Source organism: Actinomyces urogenitalis DSM 15434 (assembly GCF_000159035.1).
Taxonomy (GTDB): Bacteria; Actinomycetota; Actinomycetes; order Actinomycetales; family Actinomycetaceae; genus Actinomyces; species Actinomyces urogenitalis.
On the sequence record NZ_DS999575.1, the window covers coordinates 466,108 to 481,259 of the forward strand.

General features: G+C 70.6%; 13 protein-coding genes. 8 read left to right on the forward strand and 5 right to left on the reverse strand.

What is annotated here, in order from left to right; genetic code table 11:
* The 4 genes from HMPREF0058_RS07855 to HMPREF0058_RS07870 form a co-directional block, all read left to right on the forward strand.
* Positions 1-1,856: alpha-galactosidase (locus HMPREF0058_RS07855; protein ID WP_006549236.1), on the forward strand; the 1,856-nt coding region annotated here is incomplete at its 5' end.
* A 223-nt stretch (positions 1,857-2,079) separates the two neighbouring features.
* Positions 2,080-2,460, forward strand: coding sequence for a GntR family transcriptional regulator (locus tag HMPREF0058_RS07860; RefSeq protein WP_034236088.1), 381 nt, complete (start codon positions 2,080-2,082; stop codon positions 2,458-2,460).
* Positions 2,457-3,209, forward strand: coding sequence for an ABC transporter ATP-binding protein (locus HMPREF0058_RS07865; protein WP_006549238.1), 753 nt, complete (start codon positions 2,457-2,459; stop codon positions 3,207-3,209). Before HMPREF0058_RS07860 ends, HMPREF0058_RS07865 begins: the two co-directional genes overlap by 4 nt.
* Positions 3,209-4,036, forward strand: a complete 828-nt coding sequence (locus tag HMPREF0058_RS07870; protein ID WP_006549239.1) for a hypothetical protein — start codon at positions 3,209-3,211, stop codon at positions 4,034-4,036. Before HMPREF0058_RS07865 ends, HMPREF0058_RS07870 begins: the two co-directional genes overlap by 1 nt.
* 19 nt (positions 4,037-4,055) lie before the next feature.
* On the opposite strand, the gene mnmA is transcribed toward HMPREF0058_RS07870, so the two are convergent.
* Together mnmA and HMPREF0058_RS07880 are read right to left on the reverse strand one after the other, a co-directional pair.
* Positions 4,056-5,255, reverse strand: coding sequence for a tRNA 2-thiouridine(34) synthase MnmA (mnmA, locus tag HMPREF0058_RS07875; protein ID WP_006549240.1), 1,200 nt, complete (start codon positions 5,253-5,255; stop codon positions 4,056-4,058).
* A 196-nt stretch (positions 5,256-5,451) separates the two neighbouring features.
* The gene (locus HMPREF0058_RS07880; protein ID WP_006549241.1) at positions 5,452-6,750 is read right to left on the reverse strand and encodes a cysteine desulfurase family protein; all 1,299 of its coding nucleotides are present in this window, start codon (positions 6,748-6,750) and stop codon (positions 5,452-5,454) included.
* A 54-nt stretch (positions 6,751-6,804) separates the two neighbouring features.
* Here HMPREF0058_RS07880 and nudC point away from each other — a divergent pair, with 54 nt between their 5' ends.
* Both nudC and HMPREF0058_RS07890 read left to right on the forward strand, forming a co-directional pair.
* On the forward strand, positions 6,805-7,878 hold the full coding sequence (gene nudC / locus HMPREF0058_RS07885) for an NAD(+) diphosphatase (protein ID WP_006549242.1): 1,074 nt from the start codon (positions 6,805-6,807) through the stop codon (positions 7,876-7,878).
* Between the two features lie 82 nt (positions 7,879-7,960).
* Positions 7,961-10,054 carry an ATP-dependent helicase gene (locus HMPREF0058_RS07890; RefSeq protein WP_040319763.1) on the forward strand — a complete coding sequence of 698 codons (2,094 nt, stop codon included), beginning with the start codon at positions 7,961-7,963 and terminating at the stop codon, positions 10,052-10,054.
* Here the strand turns inward: HMPREF0058_RS07890 and HMPREF0058_RS07895 are convergent.
* A complete protein-coding gene (locus HMPREF0058_RS07895; RefSeq protein WP_050765676.1) occupies positions 10,042-11,025 on the reverse strand; it encodes a hypothetical protein in 984 nt (327 codons plus the stop codon). The genes HMPREF0058_RS07890 and HMPREF0058_RS07895 overlap by 13 nt on opposite strands.
* Before the next feature lie 234 nt (positions 11,026-11,259).
* Positions 11,260-12,459, reverse strand: coding sequence for a YlbL family protein (locus tag HMPREF0058_RS07900; RefSeq protein ID WP_412186118.1), 1,200 nt, complete (start codon positions 12,457-12,459; stop codon positions 11,260-11,262).
* 173 nt (positions 12,460-12,632) lie between these two features.
* Here HMPREF0058_RS07900 and HMPREF0058_RS07905 point away from each other — a divergent pair, with 173 nt between their 5' ends.
* On the forward strand, positions 12,633-14,108 hold the full coding sequence (locus HMPREF0058_RS07905; RefSeq protein ID WP_006549246.1) for a zinc-dependent metalloprotease: 1,476 nt from the start codon (positions 12,633-12,635) through the stop codon (positions 14,106-14,108).
* Between the two features lie 7 nt (positions 14,109-14,115).
* Here the strand turns inward: HMPREF0058_RS07905 and HMPREF0058_RS07910 are convergent, their stop codons facing one another.
* Positions 14,116-14,694 carry a PPA1309 family protein gene (locus HMPREF0058_RS07910; protein ID WP_006549247.1) on the reverse strand — a complete coding sequence of 193 codons (579 nt, stop codon included), beginning with the start codon at positions 14,692-14,694 and terminating at the stop codon, positions 14,116-14,118.
* 185 nt (positions 14,695-14,879) lie between these two features.
* Here HMPREF0058_RS07910 and HMPREF0058_RS12795 point away from each other — a divergent pair.
* A partial coding sequence (locus tag HMPREF0058_RS12795) for a hypothetical protein (RefSeq protein WP_211205894.1) occupies positions 14,880-15,152 on the forward strand: 273 nt, incomplete at its 3' end.

The following is a 15,152-nucleotide window of genomic DNA, read 5'->3' on the forward strand; positions in this document are numbered from 1 at the left end:
AGGTCGTGGAAGGGACTGTCCGGTCCCTGGAGGGCGCCAGCCTCGTCGTCGAGATGGCGGACGCCGGTGCGGGGCTGGACCTGAGCGTGGAGCTCGATGTGGCTGCTGGCGGCGTCGTCCAGGCGCGGGCCACGCTCACCAACGAGGGTGAGGGGGAGTACGCGCTGGAGGAGCTGAGCCTGGCGCTGCCGGTGCCCCTGGAGCACGATGACGTCCTGGACCTGACCGGGCGGTGGGGGCGTGAGCGCAGCCCCCAGCGCCACCGTGCGACCTTCGGCACCTACCTGCGCGAGGGCAGGCACGGCCGCACAGGCTTTGACGCCACCGGCGTCCTGGTGTGCGGCCAGGAGGGCTTCGACTTCCGTGGGGGCGAGCTGCGCGGGCTGCACGTGGCCTGCCCCGCCAACCACCGCACCTACTTGGACCGCCTGCCTGAGGGCTACCAGGTCCTCGGTGGCGGTGAGCTGCTCATGCCCGGCGAGGTCAGCCTGGCACCCGGCGAGTCCTACACCGGCCCGTGGCTGCACTTCGTCCACGGCACCGGCCTGGATGAGGCAGCCCAGCGCCTGCACACCTGGCAGCGCAGCCTGGACACCTCGCCGTCGCCCGAGCGGCCGGTGACGCTCAACGTGTGGGAGGCCGTCTACTTTGACCACTCCCTGCCCACCCTCCTGCGCCTGGCGGACCTGGCCGCAAAGGTGGGCATCGAGCGTTACGTGCTCGACGACGGCTGGTTCGGCTCGCGCCGTGACGACACCTCTGGCCTGGGCGACTGGGTGGTCTCCGACGAGGTGTGGCCGGACGGGCTGGGTCCGCTGGTGGACCACGTGACCGGGCTCGGGATGCAGTTCGGGCTCTGGTTCGAGCCGGAGATGGTCAACCTCGACTCCGACGTCGCCCGGGCTCACCCGGAGTGGATCATGGCGGCGGGCGAGGAGCTGCCGCTGAGCTGGCGCCACCAGTACGTGCTCAACCTGGCGATCCCCGAGGCCTGGGAGCACGTGCACTCGCAGATGGACGCCCTGCTGACCGAGTATCCGATCTCCTACATCAAGTGGGACCACAACCGTGACGTCTTCGACGGCGGGGACCGCACCCGTGGTGGGCGCGCCAGTGTCTCGGCGCAGACCCGGGCGGCGCTGGCCCTCATGGACCGCCTGCGTGCTGACCACCCCGGTCTGGAGATCGAGTCCTGCTCCTCCGGCGGGGCGCGGATCGACCTGGAGATGGTGCGCCACACCCAGCGCTTCTGGGTCTCCGATGACATCGACCCGCACGAGCGCCAGTCGATCGTGCGCTGGACCCAGCAGCTCATCGCCCCCGAGCGCCTGGGGACCCACGTGGCCTCCCACCGCTCGCACACCACCGGCCGCCAGCACGACGTCAGCTTCCGCGCCTGCACCGCCTTGTGGGGACACATGGGGGCTGAGTGGGACCTGACGAGCGTGACCCAGGACGAGCTTGACGCCCTGGCGCTGTGGGTCGACTATTACAAGAAGCACCGCCACACCCTGCTGACCGGGAAGGTCTACCGCGACGAGATCGGGGATGCGACCATGTGGCTGCACGGCGTGGTCGCGCAGGACGGCTCGGAGGGTGTCTTTGAGGTGGCCTGTCTGGAGCGCAGCCCGCTGGCGCACCAGGGGGTGCTCCGCCTACCGGGTCTGGAGAGCCGGTCACGCTACCGCGTGCGTCCGCGTGTGCTGGGGCAGGCGCCGAGCGGCCTGGTGGCCCCGCCGTGGTTCAACGACGGCGAGGGTGTGGTGGTCACCGGTGCCGTCGCGGGCAGCGTCGGCCTGGTGGCTCCGGCACTCAACCCTGACCAGGCGCTGCTCATCGAGATCGAGCGGGTCTGACGCCTTCGCCGCGACCTGGGTCCGCCTGAGCTGCGTGCTGAGGCTGGCCCAGGCTGATCGCGCTGGTTCTCTTTCGTCTCCGGCCCGGCGGTAGTCCGCGACACCATGGCGTCGCGGACTACCACCGGGCCGGAGGTCTGTCTGTCCACGGGAGGGGTTGACGAGCACACCCGATTGTGTCACTGTATTAATGCACCAATACAGATGGGAGGTGGGGAGCCTGATGCAGATTGACGACTCGCGCCCGATCTGGGTCCAGCTCGTCGCCGAGTTCCGCCTGCGGATCGTCTCGGGCCAGTGGGCGCCGGGAAGCAAGATCCCCAGTGTGCGCGAGCTGGCCTCAAGCGCCGGCGTGAACCCCAACACGGTCCAGCGTGCGCTTGCCGCGCTTGACCGCACGGGGCTGACCGCAGCCGAGCGCACCGCCGGACGCTTCGTCACCGCTGACGGTGCTGTCCTGGACGCAGTCCGTGCCGAGCTGGCCACCGAGGCCACCGACGCCTACCTCACCTCCTTGACCGGGCTCGGTATGAGCCTGGAGGAGGTTACCCGCCTGCTCGCGGTGCGCTGGTCCGATCTTCATGCCGAAGGAGAGAACACATGACCCCCGCCGACTCCCAGCCCAGCGGCGCCATCCCGCTGGTTCCCGGATCAAGCGGCCGCAGCGCCGTCGTCGTGCGTCACCTGACCAAGCGATTCGGGACGATGGCGGCGCTTGACGACCTCAGCCTGACCCTGCCGGCAGGCCGCGTCACCGGCCTCATGGGCTCCAACGGCTCAGGCAAGACCACCCTGCTCAAGATCCTGGCCGGTGTGCTGTCCGACTACGACGGCGAGGTGAGCGTGGCCGGCTACGCGCCCGGTCCGGCGTCCAAGGCTCGCGTCGCCTTCCTCCCCGACGCCGCCTTCCTGTCTGAGTCCTTGACCGCGTCAGCAGCCACTGACCAGTTTTCTCGGCTCTTCGCCGACTTCGATCAGGACAAGGCACGTGAGCTGGTCCGTCACTTCAAGCTGCCTCAGGACCGCACGCTCAAGGAGATGAGCAAGGGCATGGGGGAGAAGCTGCGGATCGCGCTGACCATGTCCCGCCGTGCCGAGGTCTATCTCCTGGACGAGCCGATTTCCGGGGTGGACCCTGCCACCCGCGAGGTCATTCTCGACGGCATCCTGGCCGACTTCGATCCCGAGGCCCTCCTGCTCATCTCCACCCACCTCATCGCCGACGTCGAATCCATCGTGGACTCGGCCGTCTTCCTCGATGCCGGCCGGCTGCTGCTGGCTGGCGACGCCGACGACCTGCGCGAGAAGCACGGCATGGGCCTGGACGCCCTGTTTAGGAAGGAGTACCGCTGATGCTTGCCACGCTGCTCAAGGAGGAGGTGATCCTCAAGGGGCGGACCTATGGCCAGGTCTTCGCGATCTTAACGGTCGCAGGCCTGGGAGCCTCAGCAATCGGGGCGGTGCCGGCACACATGGGGGCCGATTCCCTGACCACGTTGACCTTCGGCGCCAGCATGGGCGCGTTCCTGATCGCAATTCCGATCATTGTGGTCAGCGAGCTGATCGACTACTGGCAGTCAATGTACGGCCAGCGTGGTTATCTCACGATGGCTGTTCCGGCTCGGGGACGCGAGGTCTTCGGCGCCAAGGTGCTCTTCAGCCTGGCAGCGAGCCTGGTCTCAGTGGTCTTCGCTACCCTCGGCGTGACGGCAGCGGTCCTGGTCAGTGCCTGGGCTCGCGGGGCGGAGGTCAGTAGCGTCTTCGCTCCGCTGCGTGAGGTCATCGACGGTATCGGGGTTGGGTTCTTCTGGGGCTTCGTGGCCTTCCTCATCCTGCAGATGCTGGCCTGGATCGTCATCATCGAGGCGGTCATGTCCATTGGTGCCAAGGCCAGGTGGAACCGCATGGGGCTTGGTGCGCCGGTGATCGGCGTTCTCGCGGTCTACCTCATCGGCCAGGTGCTCACGGTGGCGGCCATCATCGTCGTGCCAGTCGGCTTGGACCTGCCGAGCCATCAGATCGTGTGGGAGGGGTCGTTGCCCTCCATGGTGGCGACGTGGGGCACGGGTGAGGATCCCTCGGTCCTGGGGCTGGGCTTCCTCCCGGTGCCGCTGGTCCTGGCAGCAGTGCTTGCCTGGCGGGCGGTGCCAGCGATTGAGAAGCACACGAGCCTGCGCTGAGCCGGTGAGGCGTCCTGGCTCAGGCGACGGTTGCCTGGGCCAGGACCTGCTCGCCGTCTGCACCGCCATAGACGACGACGCTCTGCCCAGCCGCGAGGCCCCGCAGCGGCTCGTGCAGCCGGGCGTGCAAGGTGGTCGACGACGGGTCAACAGTGACGTCAGCCGACACCGGCCGGCCGTGGGCGCGCACCTGCACGGCGACGCCGGCCCAGCCCATGCCGGCTTCGGTCACGCCGGGGGCTGCCTCACCCGGACTCTCCGGACCTCCCTGGCCGCCAGGGCTCTGGGTGCGCAGCGTGGCCGGTCCCAGCGCGGTCGGGTCCGCCAGCAGGACCAGGGCGTCAGCCTCGATCTCGTGTCGGGAGAGCAGCTCGCGCGGGCCTACGACGACCTCGTTGGTGGCCGGACGCGTGGCGATGACGTAACGCGGCTGGCCATCGGGTGCTGGGCGGGTCAGGCCCAGTCCCTTGCGCTGGCCGACGGTGAAGCCGAAGTAGCCCTCGTGCGTGCCCAGGACCTCACCGTCCGGGCTGACCAGCGTGCCCTCCTGGGTGCCGAGCGAGCGCTGGAGGAAGCCACGGGTGTCGCCGTCGGCCACAAAGCAGATGTCATAGGAGTCCGGCTTGTCCGCTACCGGCAGCCCGCGCTCGGCGGCCTCCGCGCGCACGGCAGCCTTCGAGGGGGCATCACCCAGGGGAAAGAGCGCTCGGGACAGGCCCTCACGTCCGGAGACAGCCAGCACGTAGGACTGGTCCTTGGCAGCGTCAGCCGCGCGGGACAGGCACAGGTCGTGGGTGTCTCCGGGGCGTCCCGAGCTCGCGCCCCCGGTGAGCCGGGCGTAGTGGCCGGTGGCCACGGCGTCGAAGCCCATCGCCAGGCCGCGCTCCAGCAGGGCGTCAAACTTGACCCGCTCGTTGCAGCGCACGCAGGGGTTGGGTGTGCGTCCTGCGCGGTACTCGGACAGGAAGTCCGCCACGACCCTGTCCTCGAACTCCTCAGACAGGTCCCACACGTAGAAGGGGATGCCGAGGATCTCGGCGGCCCAGCGTGCGTCCGCGGAGTCCTCGATCGAGCAGCACCCGCGTGAGCCCGAGCGGGTCTGGGCACGGTGACGGGTGAGCGCCATATGGACTCCCACCACCTCGTGCCCGGCCTCCACCGCGCGTGCAGCGGCGACGGCGGAGTCAACTCCGCCTGACAGCGCAGCGAGCACGCGCATGGTTCCTCCTGACGTCGGTGGCCTGGCGCGGCGAAGCGACAGACAGGCCGGTAGCCGGGGCGTCGTTCCCGGGCTCACGGGAGCCTAGCCTCCGTGCCTGGCCACTGGCGAGGGGTGGGGCCGTGACCTTTCAGACCTGATGGCAACCGGCCTTGAGCGGGTTGACCTCGATGCCCTGGACACGGCTCGTGCGGGTTCAGCCTGCGCTGCCTCGGCGTAGGGCACTTGCCCGACGCGCCACCTCCAGAGCGTGAGGCAGCGCCGCCAGCAGCCGGTCCACGTCCTGGGCCGTGGTGGCTCGACCCATCGTGGCGCGCAGGGTGGAGCGCGCCGTCGCCTCGTCATGGCCCATGGCGAGCATGACGGCGGAAGGCTGGGTGACCCCGGCGTGGCAGGCTGAGCCGGCCGAGGCGTCGATGCCGGCCAGGTCCAGGTCCATGAGCAGGGCCTCGGAGTCAGCCCCCTGGCAAGTCAGATGCGCTGTGCCGGGCAGGTGAGGGGCCTGCACCGGCAGCGTCGCACGCACGCCGGGCAGCGCTGTTGCGCCAGCCAGCAGGTGGGCGCGCAGCTTCTCTAGGCGCGCGGCCTCCCTCTCACGCTCGGCCACAGCCAGCTCCAGGGCCAGCGCCAGGGCACGGGCACCGACGACGTCCTGGGTTCCTGAGCGGATCCCACGCTCCTGGCGGCCGCCGCCTGCAGCCGGGGTCAGGGCGACCTCACGGCGCAGGACGAGCACGCCGACGCCGACTGGTGCCCCGAGCTTGTGCCCGGACAGGGATAGCGCGTCCAGGTCCCAGGCATTAAAGTCAACGGGCAGGTGAGCGACGGCGGCCACGGCATCCGTGTGGACCGGGACCCATTCAGGGCCGCCACGACGCGCCCCGGGGCTCGCCTGCCGCACGGCGGAGACGATCCCGGCCACGTCCTGGACCACGCCGGTCTCGTTATTCGCCGTCATGACGCTGACCAGGGCCGTGCGTCCGGGATCGAGCGCCGAGGCGGCCCGGGCCGGGTCCACCCGCCCAGCCGCGTCCACACCCAGCACCGTGAGCTCGGCGCCCAGGGACTGCGCCACCCGGGCGGAGTCCGCCACAGCCGGGTGCTCGACGCCGCTGATCACGACCTGCGGACGCTCCACGCCAGCGGCGCGGGCTGCCATGACCCGGCCGATGACAGCCAGGGAGTCCGCCTCCGAGCCGCCTGAGGTGAACAAGACCTCGTGGGGGCCCGCGCCCAGGGCCTGGGCGACTCGTGCACGAGCCTGCGACAGCAGGGCGCTGGCGCGTCGACCTGAGGCGTGCTGCGCCGACGGGCTTGCCCACCCGCCCAGGCCTGAGCCCAGATCCTGCGCGACCTGCTCGGCGACCTGAGGGCGGACGGGGGCTGAGGCGGCGTAATCGAGGTAGACGCGCCCATCTCCACGCGGCGTTGTAGCCGCCTGCCCTAGGGCAGGGGAGGGCCGTGAGGCCGGGGGAGGCGCGGTGTGAGCGGACATGGCACCAGGGTAGGCGGGGCCACTGACGCGAACTGTCGCGCCTAGGCTTCAGGCATGCAGACACTCCCGCCGCCGGATTCAGGAACCTGCCCCCAGACCCCGGCCCCTGAGCTGTCCCTGGCGCGCAGCTGCACCGACCGTGACGCCGCCCGGCGCAGCGAGCCGGGCCTGCTGGAGCGCCTGGCCGCTGACCCCGCTACCCGCCTGGTCCTCGTTGACGCCCGCGGCCGCGTTCACCTCGATGCGCCGGCCGCCCACCCTGACCTGCCTGCCGACGGCCTGACCCCGGCACAGGCCGGCTCACCCGGATTCACCTCCGCCCAGGGCGCACCGAGCCTGGCACCGTTGTCAGCCACGGACCTCGACCTGGCGGGCCTGGTGACCTTCTACCTCGGGCAGGCTGACGGCGTGAGCTGGGTGGCCGCCGTCGTCCCGCCTGAGAACGAGGCCGCTCAGCCCGGCGACGCCGAGGGGGCCGCGCGCTCGCGGCCTGACCTGGCCGCGCTGACACAGCGTTACCCGGCCTCGGCGCTGCGTGCGGTGGGGGCCGCGATGACGGCGCACGACGTCGGGCTGGTGACCCCGGCCGTCGCCCTGGCCACCTGGCACGCCAGCGCCCCGTACTGCGCGGCCTGCGGGCAGTGCACGCAGATCGTCCAGGCCGGCTGGGCACGTCAGTGTCCGGGCTGCGGTGCGCTGTCCTTCCCGCGGACGGACCCCGCCGTCATCATGGCCGTCACCGATGAGCGTGACCGGATCGTCCTGGTCCACGGCGCCGCGTGGCAGCCCGGCCGCTACTCCACGGTGGCCGGCTTCGTTGAGGCCGGTGAGAGCGCGGAGGCGGCGGTGGTGCGCGAGGTGGCTGAGGAGACCGGGCTACGGGTGGCGCGGGTCGAGCACGTGGCCACCCAGCCCTGGCCCTTCCCACGCTCCCTCATGCTCGGCTACCGCGCCTGGCTGGAGCCCGGCCAGGTTACGGCCAGGCCCGACGGCGAGGAAGTCACTGACGTGCGGGTGCTCAGCCGGGACGAGCTCGACCAGGCCGTGAGAAAAGGCACGCTCGTCCTGCCCGGGAGGACGTCGATCGCGCGCATGCTCATCGACCGTTGGTACGACGCGGTGCAGTGACCGCTGTCCCCAGGCGGGGACGGGGCGGGCGTGCGGGAGCGGGCTGTGATTGATGTCGGTGGATCGTGGCAGGCTGTCACCGATGAACCAGCCAGCCAGCGCTCCACGTCTCTCGACGCCGCGACCTCGCAGCCCCGAGGAGCTTCTTGACGCCTTGGACCCGGACCAGCGTGAGGTCGCTGAGCACCTGGAAGGGCCGATGTGCGTGCTGGCAGGAGCCGGCACCGGAAAGACCCGGGCCATCACCTACCGCATCGCCTACGGTGCGGGAGTCGGCGCCTACCAGCCCAGCCAGGTCCTGGCCGTCACCTTCACCCAGCGGGCGGCCGGGGAGATGCGCTCGCGGCTGGCGGACCTGGGGGTGCCCCTAGTCCAGGCACGCACCTTCCACTCCGCGGCGCTGCGTCAGCTGGACTACTTCTATCCCACGGTGATCGGCGGGCGCAGGCCCCGCGTCCAGGAGACGAAGGCCGGTCTGGTCATGACGGCGGCCCGGCGCCTGGGGCTTCCCAGCGACCGCGCTTTCGTGCGAGACCTGGCTGCCGAGGTCGAGTGGGCCAAGGTGACGATGACGCGTCCGCAGACCTACGCCCAGCGAGCTGTGGAGGCCGGCCGCACCGCGCCCGGCGGGCTGGACCTGGACACGGTGGCGCGACTGTATGAAGCCTACGAGGAGGTCAAGACTGAGAGCGAGGTCATCGACTTCGAGGACGTCCTGCTGCTCATGGTGGCGGTGCTGCGCAGCCGGGAGGACGTGGCGGCGCAGATACGTGGCCAGTACAAGCACTTCGTGGTGGACGAGTACCAGGACGTCTCGCCCCTCCAGCACCGTCTGCTCCAGCTGTGGCTGGGGGAGCGGCGCAGCCAGCTGTGCGTGGTGGGGGACGTGTCCCAGACGATCTACTCCTTCACCGGGGCCACTCCCCGTTACCTCACCGGCTTCGCCTCGGAGTATCCCGGTGCCCGCACCGTGCGGCTGACGCGGGACTACCGCTCGACCCCACAGGTGGTCTCGCTGGCCAACCGGGTGCTCTCACGTCCACGGCGCTCGGGCCGGCTGGCGCTGCCGGCCGGAGCGGTTGAGCTGGTGGCTCAGCGTCCCAGCGGTCCGGCCGTGCGTTTCACCGACTACGAGGATGACGTCTGCGAGGCCGAGGGCGTGGTGGCTCAGGTCCGCCGGCTGCACACGGCCGGGGTCCCGCTCAGCGAGATCGCGGTTCTCTACCGTACCGCGGCCCAGGCCCCGGCCATTGAGCAGGCTCTGGCCGAGGCCGGTATCGGGCGGCTGGTGCGGGGAGGAGCACGCTTCTTCGAGCGCGAGGAGGTGCGTACCGCCATGCGACGCCTGCGCGCGGCGGCGACGACCGAGCGCGGTCAGCTCAGCGGGGACGTGGGTGAGGACGCACGCACCGTACTTGCGCGGGTCGGCTGGGCTCCTCAGCCTCCCTCACCCCGCGGTGCTATGCGCGAGAGGTGGGACAGCCTCAACGCCTTGGTTGAGCTGGCGGACGATCTTGCTTCCACGCGCGGGGCGGACCTGGGCGGACTGGTCCGTGAGCTGGAGGAACGGGCTCAGGCCCAGAACGCCCCTGCCGTTGAGGGCGTGACGCTGTCCACGATCCACGCGGCCAAGGGACTGGAGTGGGACGCCGTCATCATCGTCGGGGTCACGGACGGACTGCTGCCGATCAGCCTGGCCGAGGGGCCGGAAGGGATCGAGGAGGAACGGCGCTTGCTCTACGTGGCTGTCACGCGTGCGCGCGAGCACCTGGTCCTCAGCTACGCCCGGGCGCGCGCCACCGGCTCACGTGCCAGCCGCAAGCCCTCACGCTTCCTGACCGGGATCTGGCCGACGGCGGAGCCCACGCCGCCCCGTGCCGCCAAGCTCTCCTCGCCCAGGTCCTCCAGGCGTCAGGCAGCTGCCGAGTTCGAGGCGGAGAATGACGCCTCGACCGTGGCCCTGTTCGAGGAGCTGCGCCGCTGGCGTGGGGAGGTGGCCAGCAGCAAGTCCGTGCCGGCCTACTCCGTCTTCGCAGACTCGACCCTGCGACTCATCGCCATCCTCAAGCCCTCGACCCTGCCGCAGCTGTCCGCCGTCCACGGGGTCGGGCCGGTCAAGCTGGCCGAGTACGGGGACGCCCTCCTGCGGGTGGTGCGCGAGCATCACTCGTCCTGAGCACCCTGGACTGCTGCAGGGGCGGCTGTTGAGAGGCTGTCTGGCTCCTGCTGGACAGCCTGGCGCGTGAGCGAGCACAGGCACTGCGGGTGAGGCTGCCACTGGCGGACCACCCCCAAGGGCTTGAGCGCGCTGATATCCACGCTCAGGCCCCGCCAGGCGCCGGGGTTGTCCACCAGGCACTCCAGCACCGCGCGCGTGGCGACGGCGGCAGCGTGGTGAATCAGCAACCTCTCTAAGGGTGGGGCAGGCAGCAGACGTGCCTGGGTGGCGAGCGCCGGCCAGCACGGGTCCGCCTCGCACTCCCACAGCTCCAAGCAGGTTCGGCACACGGGTGACGAGTCGTCAAAGAGCGGACCAATGCTGACCGTCAGCTCGCTGACGGTCAGGCTCAGGTGCGGTACTCCGGCCTGGGTGAGGGCGCGCTCGCGGATCGGATCGATGACGTAGGGGTCGATGAGGACAGCAAGGTCGGGGCCGGAGGGCTTGTCGGTGAAGCTGCGTAGCAGGGGGAAGGAGGACTCCAGGCTTGCTGCCAGACCGGCGTCCTCGGTGAGAATCGCGCCGACCCCGCTCTCGGCGAGCAGGCCCGCCAGCTCCGCGGTGAGCGGGCCAGCGCCCAGGAGCGCGACGGTGCACTCACGTAGCTGGCGGACACGCTCGGTAGGCGAACGCACCAGGTGCTCCCAGTAGGACTCGTCGCAGTCATGCGGACGGTCCTTGTCCGGTAGGAGGACTCCCTCGCTGCGCAGGAGGCGAACCAGCGCGTGGGCGCGGGCCAAGGGCGTGTGGGTGGCGCGTGAGGCCCGGTAGATGTCCTCAGCGCTGGCTCCGTCCTGGAGGCGGAAGAGCAGATGCTGCTCGCAGTCGGTCAGATCGTCAAGGACGAGTGCCTGGGCGGGATCGACGCCGATCTGGCACTGCCCCGGACCACGCCACAGCACCGGAGACTGACCTCGTACACGCAGCATGACAACCTTCCTGCCTCGCCCACCGCTGAAAGTGGCCGTATCCGGGAGAAGGACTCGGCGTCTTCAGGCGTGAGCTGAGCCTCGCACCCCGGTGCCGTTGTGGCCAGAGGAAGGAGAAGGGTTGTGGATAACCGCCGGTCAGGCGTCTGCCGGCTCAGGTTATCCACAGCTGCGGTCGCAGTGCCGGCTGCTGGGCGTAGCGGGTAGGCGCGCGGTGAGCAGCCGCGCGCCGGCCTAACGGGTCAGGAAGGCCTGGCAGTTGCTCAGCGAGCTCGTGTCCCCCGAGGCGATGGCCTGGACGGCCTGGACCGCCTCGTGCAAGGTAGCGACCGCGTAGACCTGGATCCCCTCCGGCTCGTGGCCAACAACGTCGGAGCAGTTGTCAGCCGGCGCCAGGAAGAAGGCGGATCCGGATTCCTTGGCACCCACCATCTTCTGGGCGATCCCGCCGATGGGGCCGACGCTGCCATCCACCGAGATCGTGCCCGTCCCGGCGATGTCCTTGCCTCCAGTGAGGTCGCCGGGAGTGATGGAGTCGATGATCCCCAGGGCGAACATCATCCCGGCGCTGGGGCCGCCCACGTCCTGCAGGCCGAAGGAGGCGGTGACCGGCGAGTCAGCACTGACCTGGAGCATGAGCCCGAGCAACGAGCCTGAGGAGTCCGGCTCGCCGTCGCCATCCTCGTCACTGGGGGCGATGGTGGTCAGCGTGGTCTGGGTGGCCTCGCCGTCGCGCTGGAGACCGAGGGTGACTGAGGTACCCGGGGCGATGGTGCTCATGCGCTCGCGTAGCTGGCTGAAGGAGTTGATGGTGGTGGTCTGGGCGCCAGCAGGAGTGAGAGAGACCAGGACGTCCCCCGAGCGGACATCAGCCGTCTTCTGCTCCTCGGCGATGGACTGGATGGTCAGGATCGTGCGGGTCGCCTGACCACTCTCCAGGAGCGCGGCAACCACCGCGGCCTGCTCTGAGCTGGTCATCTGGGCCTGGTTGGCCTGCTCAACCTGCTCGGCGCTCATCGACGAGGGGCACACGCTCTCCCGGTCGACCACAGCCTGCTCCGGGCTCAGCCAGGCTGCGATGAGGTCGAAGGTGGTGACGGGGTAACCCGGGCAGCCACGGACCGCGACCGTCGTCATCCGCAGCGCACCGGCGGCCGGGTAGGTTGTTGTGCCTTCAACGGAGATGATGGAGGCGGACTGGCCTGACTCGGTCTCGGAGCCGGCGGCGTCGGCCGAGCCCAGGACGTTCCAGGTCGGTCCGGGGCTCTCAATGACGGCGTTGACCGGGATGGTGGCCCCGGCCACCGCCAGGACGACGGCGAGGACGAGGGCGATGACCCACCCACGCAGGCGAGGACGACGCCGGTGCCGGCGAGGGCTGGGCGCGGGCCACGCGCCGTCGGAGGAGGTGAAGTGGCTGGTCACGGCGATCATCATGGGGCAGGACCCTGGGAACACGCTGCGTGATCTGCGCGACGCCAGGGCGCGGGCCGGTGAGCGCCATGGGCGTACTCGGCTCATATCCGGTTGGCGTCCAGGAAGGCGTGGGAGCATACAGGCGTTGCGGCACGTACCCGACGCGTTCGGGCACCAACCGAGAGGAAGCCATGTCCAGCTCCGCCCATGAGGACCCTTTCCACGAGATCGAGCAGATGCTGTCCTCGCTGTTCGGACCGCAGGTCGCCGGCGACGCCGTCGGAGCGCTGCGGGCCTCCGGCGTGGACCCGGCAGACCTGGCCCGGATGGGGGCGTTGCCGGACCTGTCTGAGATGAGCCCCGGGCAGATGATGGCGATGCAGGCCCAGATGCAGCAGCTGCTGGCCACCGCCTCCTCCGGTGAGGCCGTCAACTGGACCATGGGCAAGGACCTCGCCCTCCAGACCGCCCGTGTGCCAGGTGACCCCACCATCACTGCGGCCGTGGCCGAACAGAGCCGCCAGGCCCTGAGCGTGGCCGACCTGTGGCTGGACACGGTAACGGACTTCATGCCCGCTCCCGGTGCTCGGGAGGCCTGGTCACGCAGCGAGTGGGTCGAGCGCACGCTCCCCACCTGGCAGGAGGTGTGCGCGCCGGTTGCCCAGGCGGCCACCGGTGCCCTGGCCACGGCGCTGGAGCACCAGATGAGCCAGCTGCGTCAGGCCGCCGATGATGAGGAGATCTCCGGGGACACCGCTCGCCAGATCGGTGCGCTGTCCGGGGTCATGCGCTCGATGGCGGGGACGGCCTTCGGGCTGCAGCTGGGGCGGGCTATTGGTGAGCTTGCGGCTGAGACCGTCTCGGCCACCGACGTCGGCCTGCCGCTGAGCCGTCAGCCGGGCACTGCCCTGGTCCCGGCCGGGGTGGCAGCCTTCACCGAGGGCCTGGAGGCCAGCGAGGAGGAGGTAGGCATGTTCCTGGCCGTGCGTGAGGCCGCGACGGCGCGCCTGTACGCGCACGTGCCGTGGCTGCGCGGCCAGGTCCTGGGCGCCCTGGAGTCCTACGCCCGCGAGATCCGCATTGACACCGCTGCCGTGGAGTCCGCCGTCGCCCAGGTTGACCCCTCCGACCCGGAGGCGATCCGCCAGGCCCTGGAGTCTGGCATGTTCGCCCCGCAGGAGACCCAGGGGCAGAAGGACGCTCTGGAGAAGCTGGAGACCCTGCTCGCGCTGGTTGAGGGCTGGGTCGAGGTCGTCACCGCCCGGGCGACGGCTCCTCACCTGCCTCATGCGGTCGCGCTGCAGGAGATGCTGCGTCGTCGTCGCCTGGCCGGCGGGGCCGCCGAGCAGGTCTTTGCCCGGCTCATCGGCCTGGAATTCAGGCCCAGGCGCGTGCGGGAGGCCGCGCGGCTGTGGACCCTGCTGGGCCAGGAAGTCGGCGACGGTGAGCGGGACGCCTTCTGGCAGCACCCCGATGTCATGCCGACGGCGGCCGAGCTCGCCAGCCCCGAGGACCTCCTCACGATGCGTCGCGCCGCCGCGGACCTGGACACCCAGATCGACGCGGACCTCGCCTCCCTGCTGGACGGGACCCTGGGATATGCCGATGGCGCGGACCAGGCTGACGAGAACAACCCCGGTGGCCTCGGGGAGGCGAACCAGGACTGAGAGCCGCTCAGGCGAAGGTGGCGCCCAGGGCCTCAATGAGACCGGGCACCATCGCCTCGCCCTGGACCACGGCGTCAGTGCGGTCGTGGGAGCGGGTGCGTACCGCGCACCACGCCTCCCCGCTGCGCAGCACCCCGACCACGATCCGCACGTCGTCACGTGCGGGGTGGGACTGCAGGAAAGCGAGCCGCTCCTGTGGGTCGGCGATGGAGACAGCCTCCTCCTCCGCCGAGGGAGGCAGGCTCACTCGCTCCACGCTCAGGGCCACCCCGTCCACGGTCTCGGGCCAGGCGAGCTGGGCCAGCAGGTCCTCCAGGTCCGTGGCCTCGGGCAGCTGCTCCTGCTCGATGACGGTCAGCGCGTGCTGGTCCTGCCTGGCCTCAGCCACTGCTTCCTCATCCAGGACCGCAGCCAGGTCCGGGTCCGCCTCCAGGGCGGCGGCCGTGCGCACGAGGGCGAAGACGGCCACCGGGGCGTCCCATCCGCGGTGGGACATGTGCTCCTCGACCTCAGCGACGACGCGGGCCAGGGCGGCCTGCGCGGCGGGCAGAGGGGAGGGGGTGGCGGAAGAGGACGCGTCAGACATGCTCTGAGCCTATCGGCACTCGCAGCGAGGGCGTGTGCCGGGGGCAGCGGCGTCGTCAACGGCGCCGGGTGCCGGGAGGGCGCCTTTGTGGGGCTGGCGTGACCTGTGGGACGATGGGCGGGTCCGGCACCCGAGGCCGGAGCCCGTGCGCATTCGCGCAGCGCCAACCACGACACGGAGTGAACGTGAGTACCAGGCCCGACGACGAGCCCACTGACAAGCCCGGCGACCAGGAGGACCCTGCCTCCAGCCGCGAGGATCGTGTGCGTGGCGGGTTCTTCCAGCCCGACGCCACCCGCACGCCCCACCACGGGCAGGAGGACGGCGCTTCTGAGCCTGCCGCCAGGCGGAGCAGCCCTCCTGATGATGATGACGAGCTGCCTCAGGACGCAGGCTTCCCCTTCGGATTCGACCCGACCGTGCTCTTCGGCGGTGCTCGCTCCGGCGCCGCCGGGCGT

Bases quoted from the DNA above. Each gene is read 5' to 3' on its own strand.
- HMPREF0058_RS07860 (WP_034236088.1), top strand. From the start codon at position 2,080: ATGCAGATTGACGACTCGCGCCCGATCTGGGTCCAGCTCGTCGCCGAG.
- HMPREF0058_RS07865 (WP_006549238.1), top strand. From the start codon at position 2,457: ATGACCCCCGCCGACTCCCAGCCCAGCGGCGCCATCCCGCTGGTTCCC.
- HMPREF0058_RS07870 (WP_006549239.1), top strand. From the start codon at position 3,209: ATGCTTGCCACGCTGCTCAAGGAGGAGGTGATCCTCAAGGGGCGGACC.
- mnmA (WP_006549240.1), bottom strand. From the start codon at position 5,255: ATGCGCGTGCTCGCTGCGCTGTCAGGCGGAGTTGACTCCGCCGTCGCC.
- HMPREF0058_RS07880 (WP_006549241.1), bottom strand. From the start codon at position 6,750: ATGTCCGCTCACACCGCGCCTCCCCCGGCCTCACGGCCCTCCCCTGCC.
- nudC (WP_006549242.1), top strand. From the start codon at position 6,805: ATGCAGACACTCCCGCCGCCGGATTCAGGAACCTGCCCCCAGACCCCG.
- HMPREF0058_RS07890 (WP_040319763.1), top strand. From the start codon at position 7,961: ATGAACCAGCCAGCCAGCGCTCCACGTCTCTCGACGCCGCGACCTCGC.
- HMPREF0058_RS07895 (WP_050765676.1), bottom strand. From the start codon at position 11,025: ATGCTGCGTGTACGAGGTCAGTCTCCGGTGCTGTGGCGTGGTCCGGGG.
- HMPREF0058_RS07900 (WP_412186118.1), bottom strand. From the start codon at position 12,459: ATGATCGCCGTGACCAGCCACTTCACCTCCTCCGACGGCGCGTGGCCC.
- HMPREF0058_RS07905 (WP_006549246.1), top strand. From the start codon at position 12,633: ATGTCCAGCTCCGCCCATGAGGACCCTTTCCACGAGATCGAGCAGATG.
- HMPREF0058_RS07910 (WP_006549247.1), bottom strand. From the start codon at position 14,694: ATGTCTGACGCGTCCTCTTCCGCCACCCCCTCCCCTCTGCCCGCCGCG.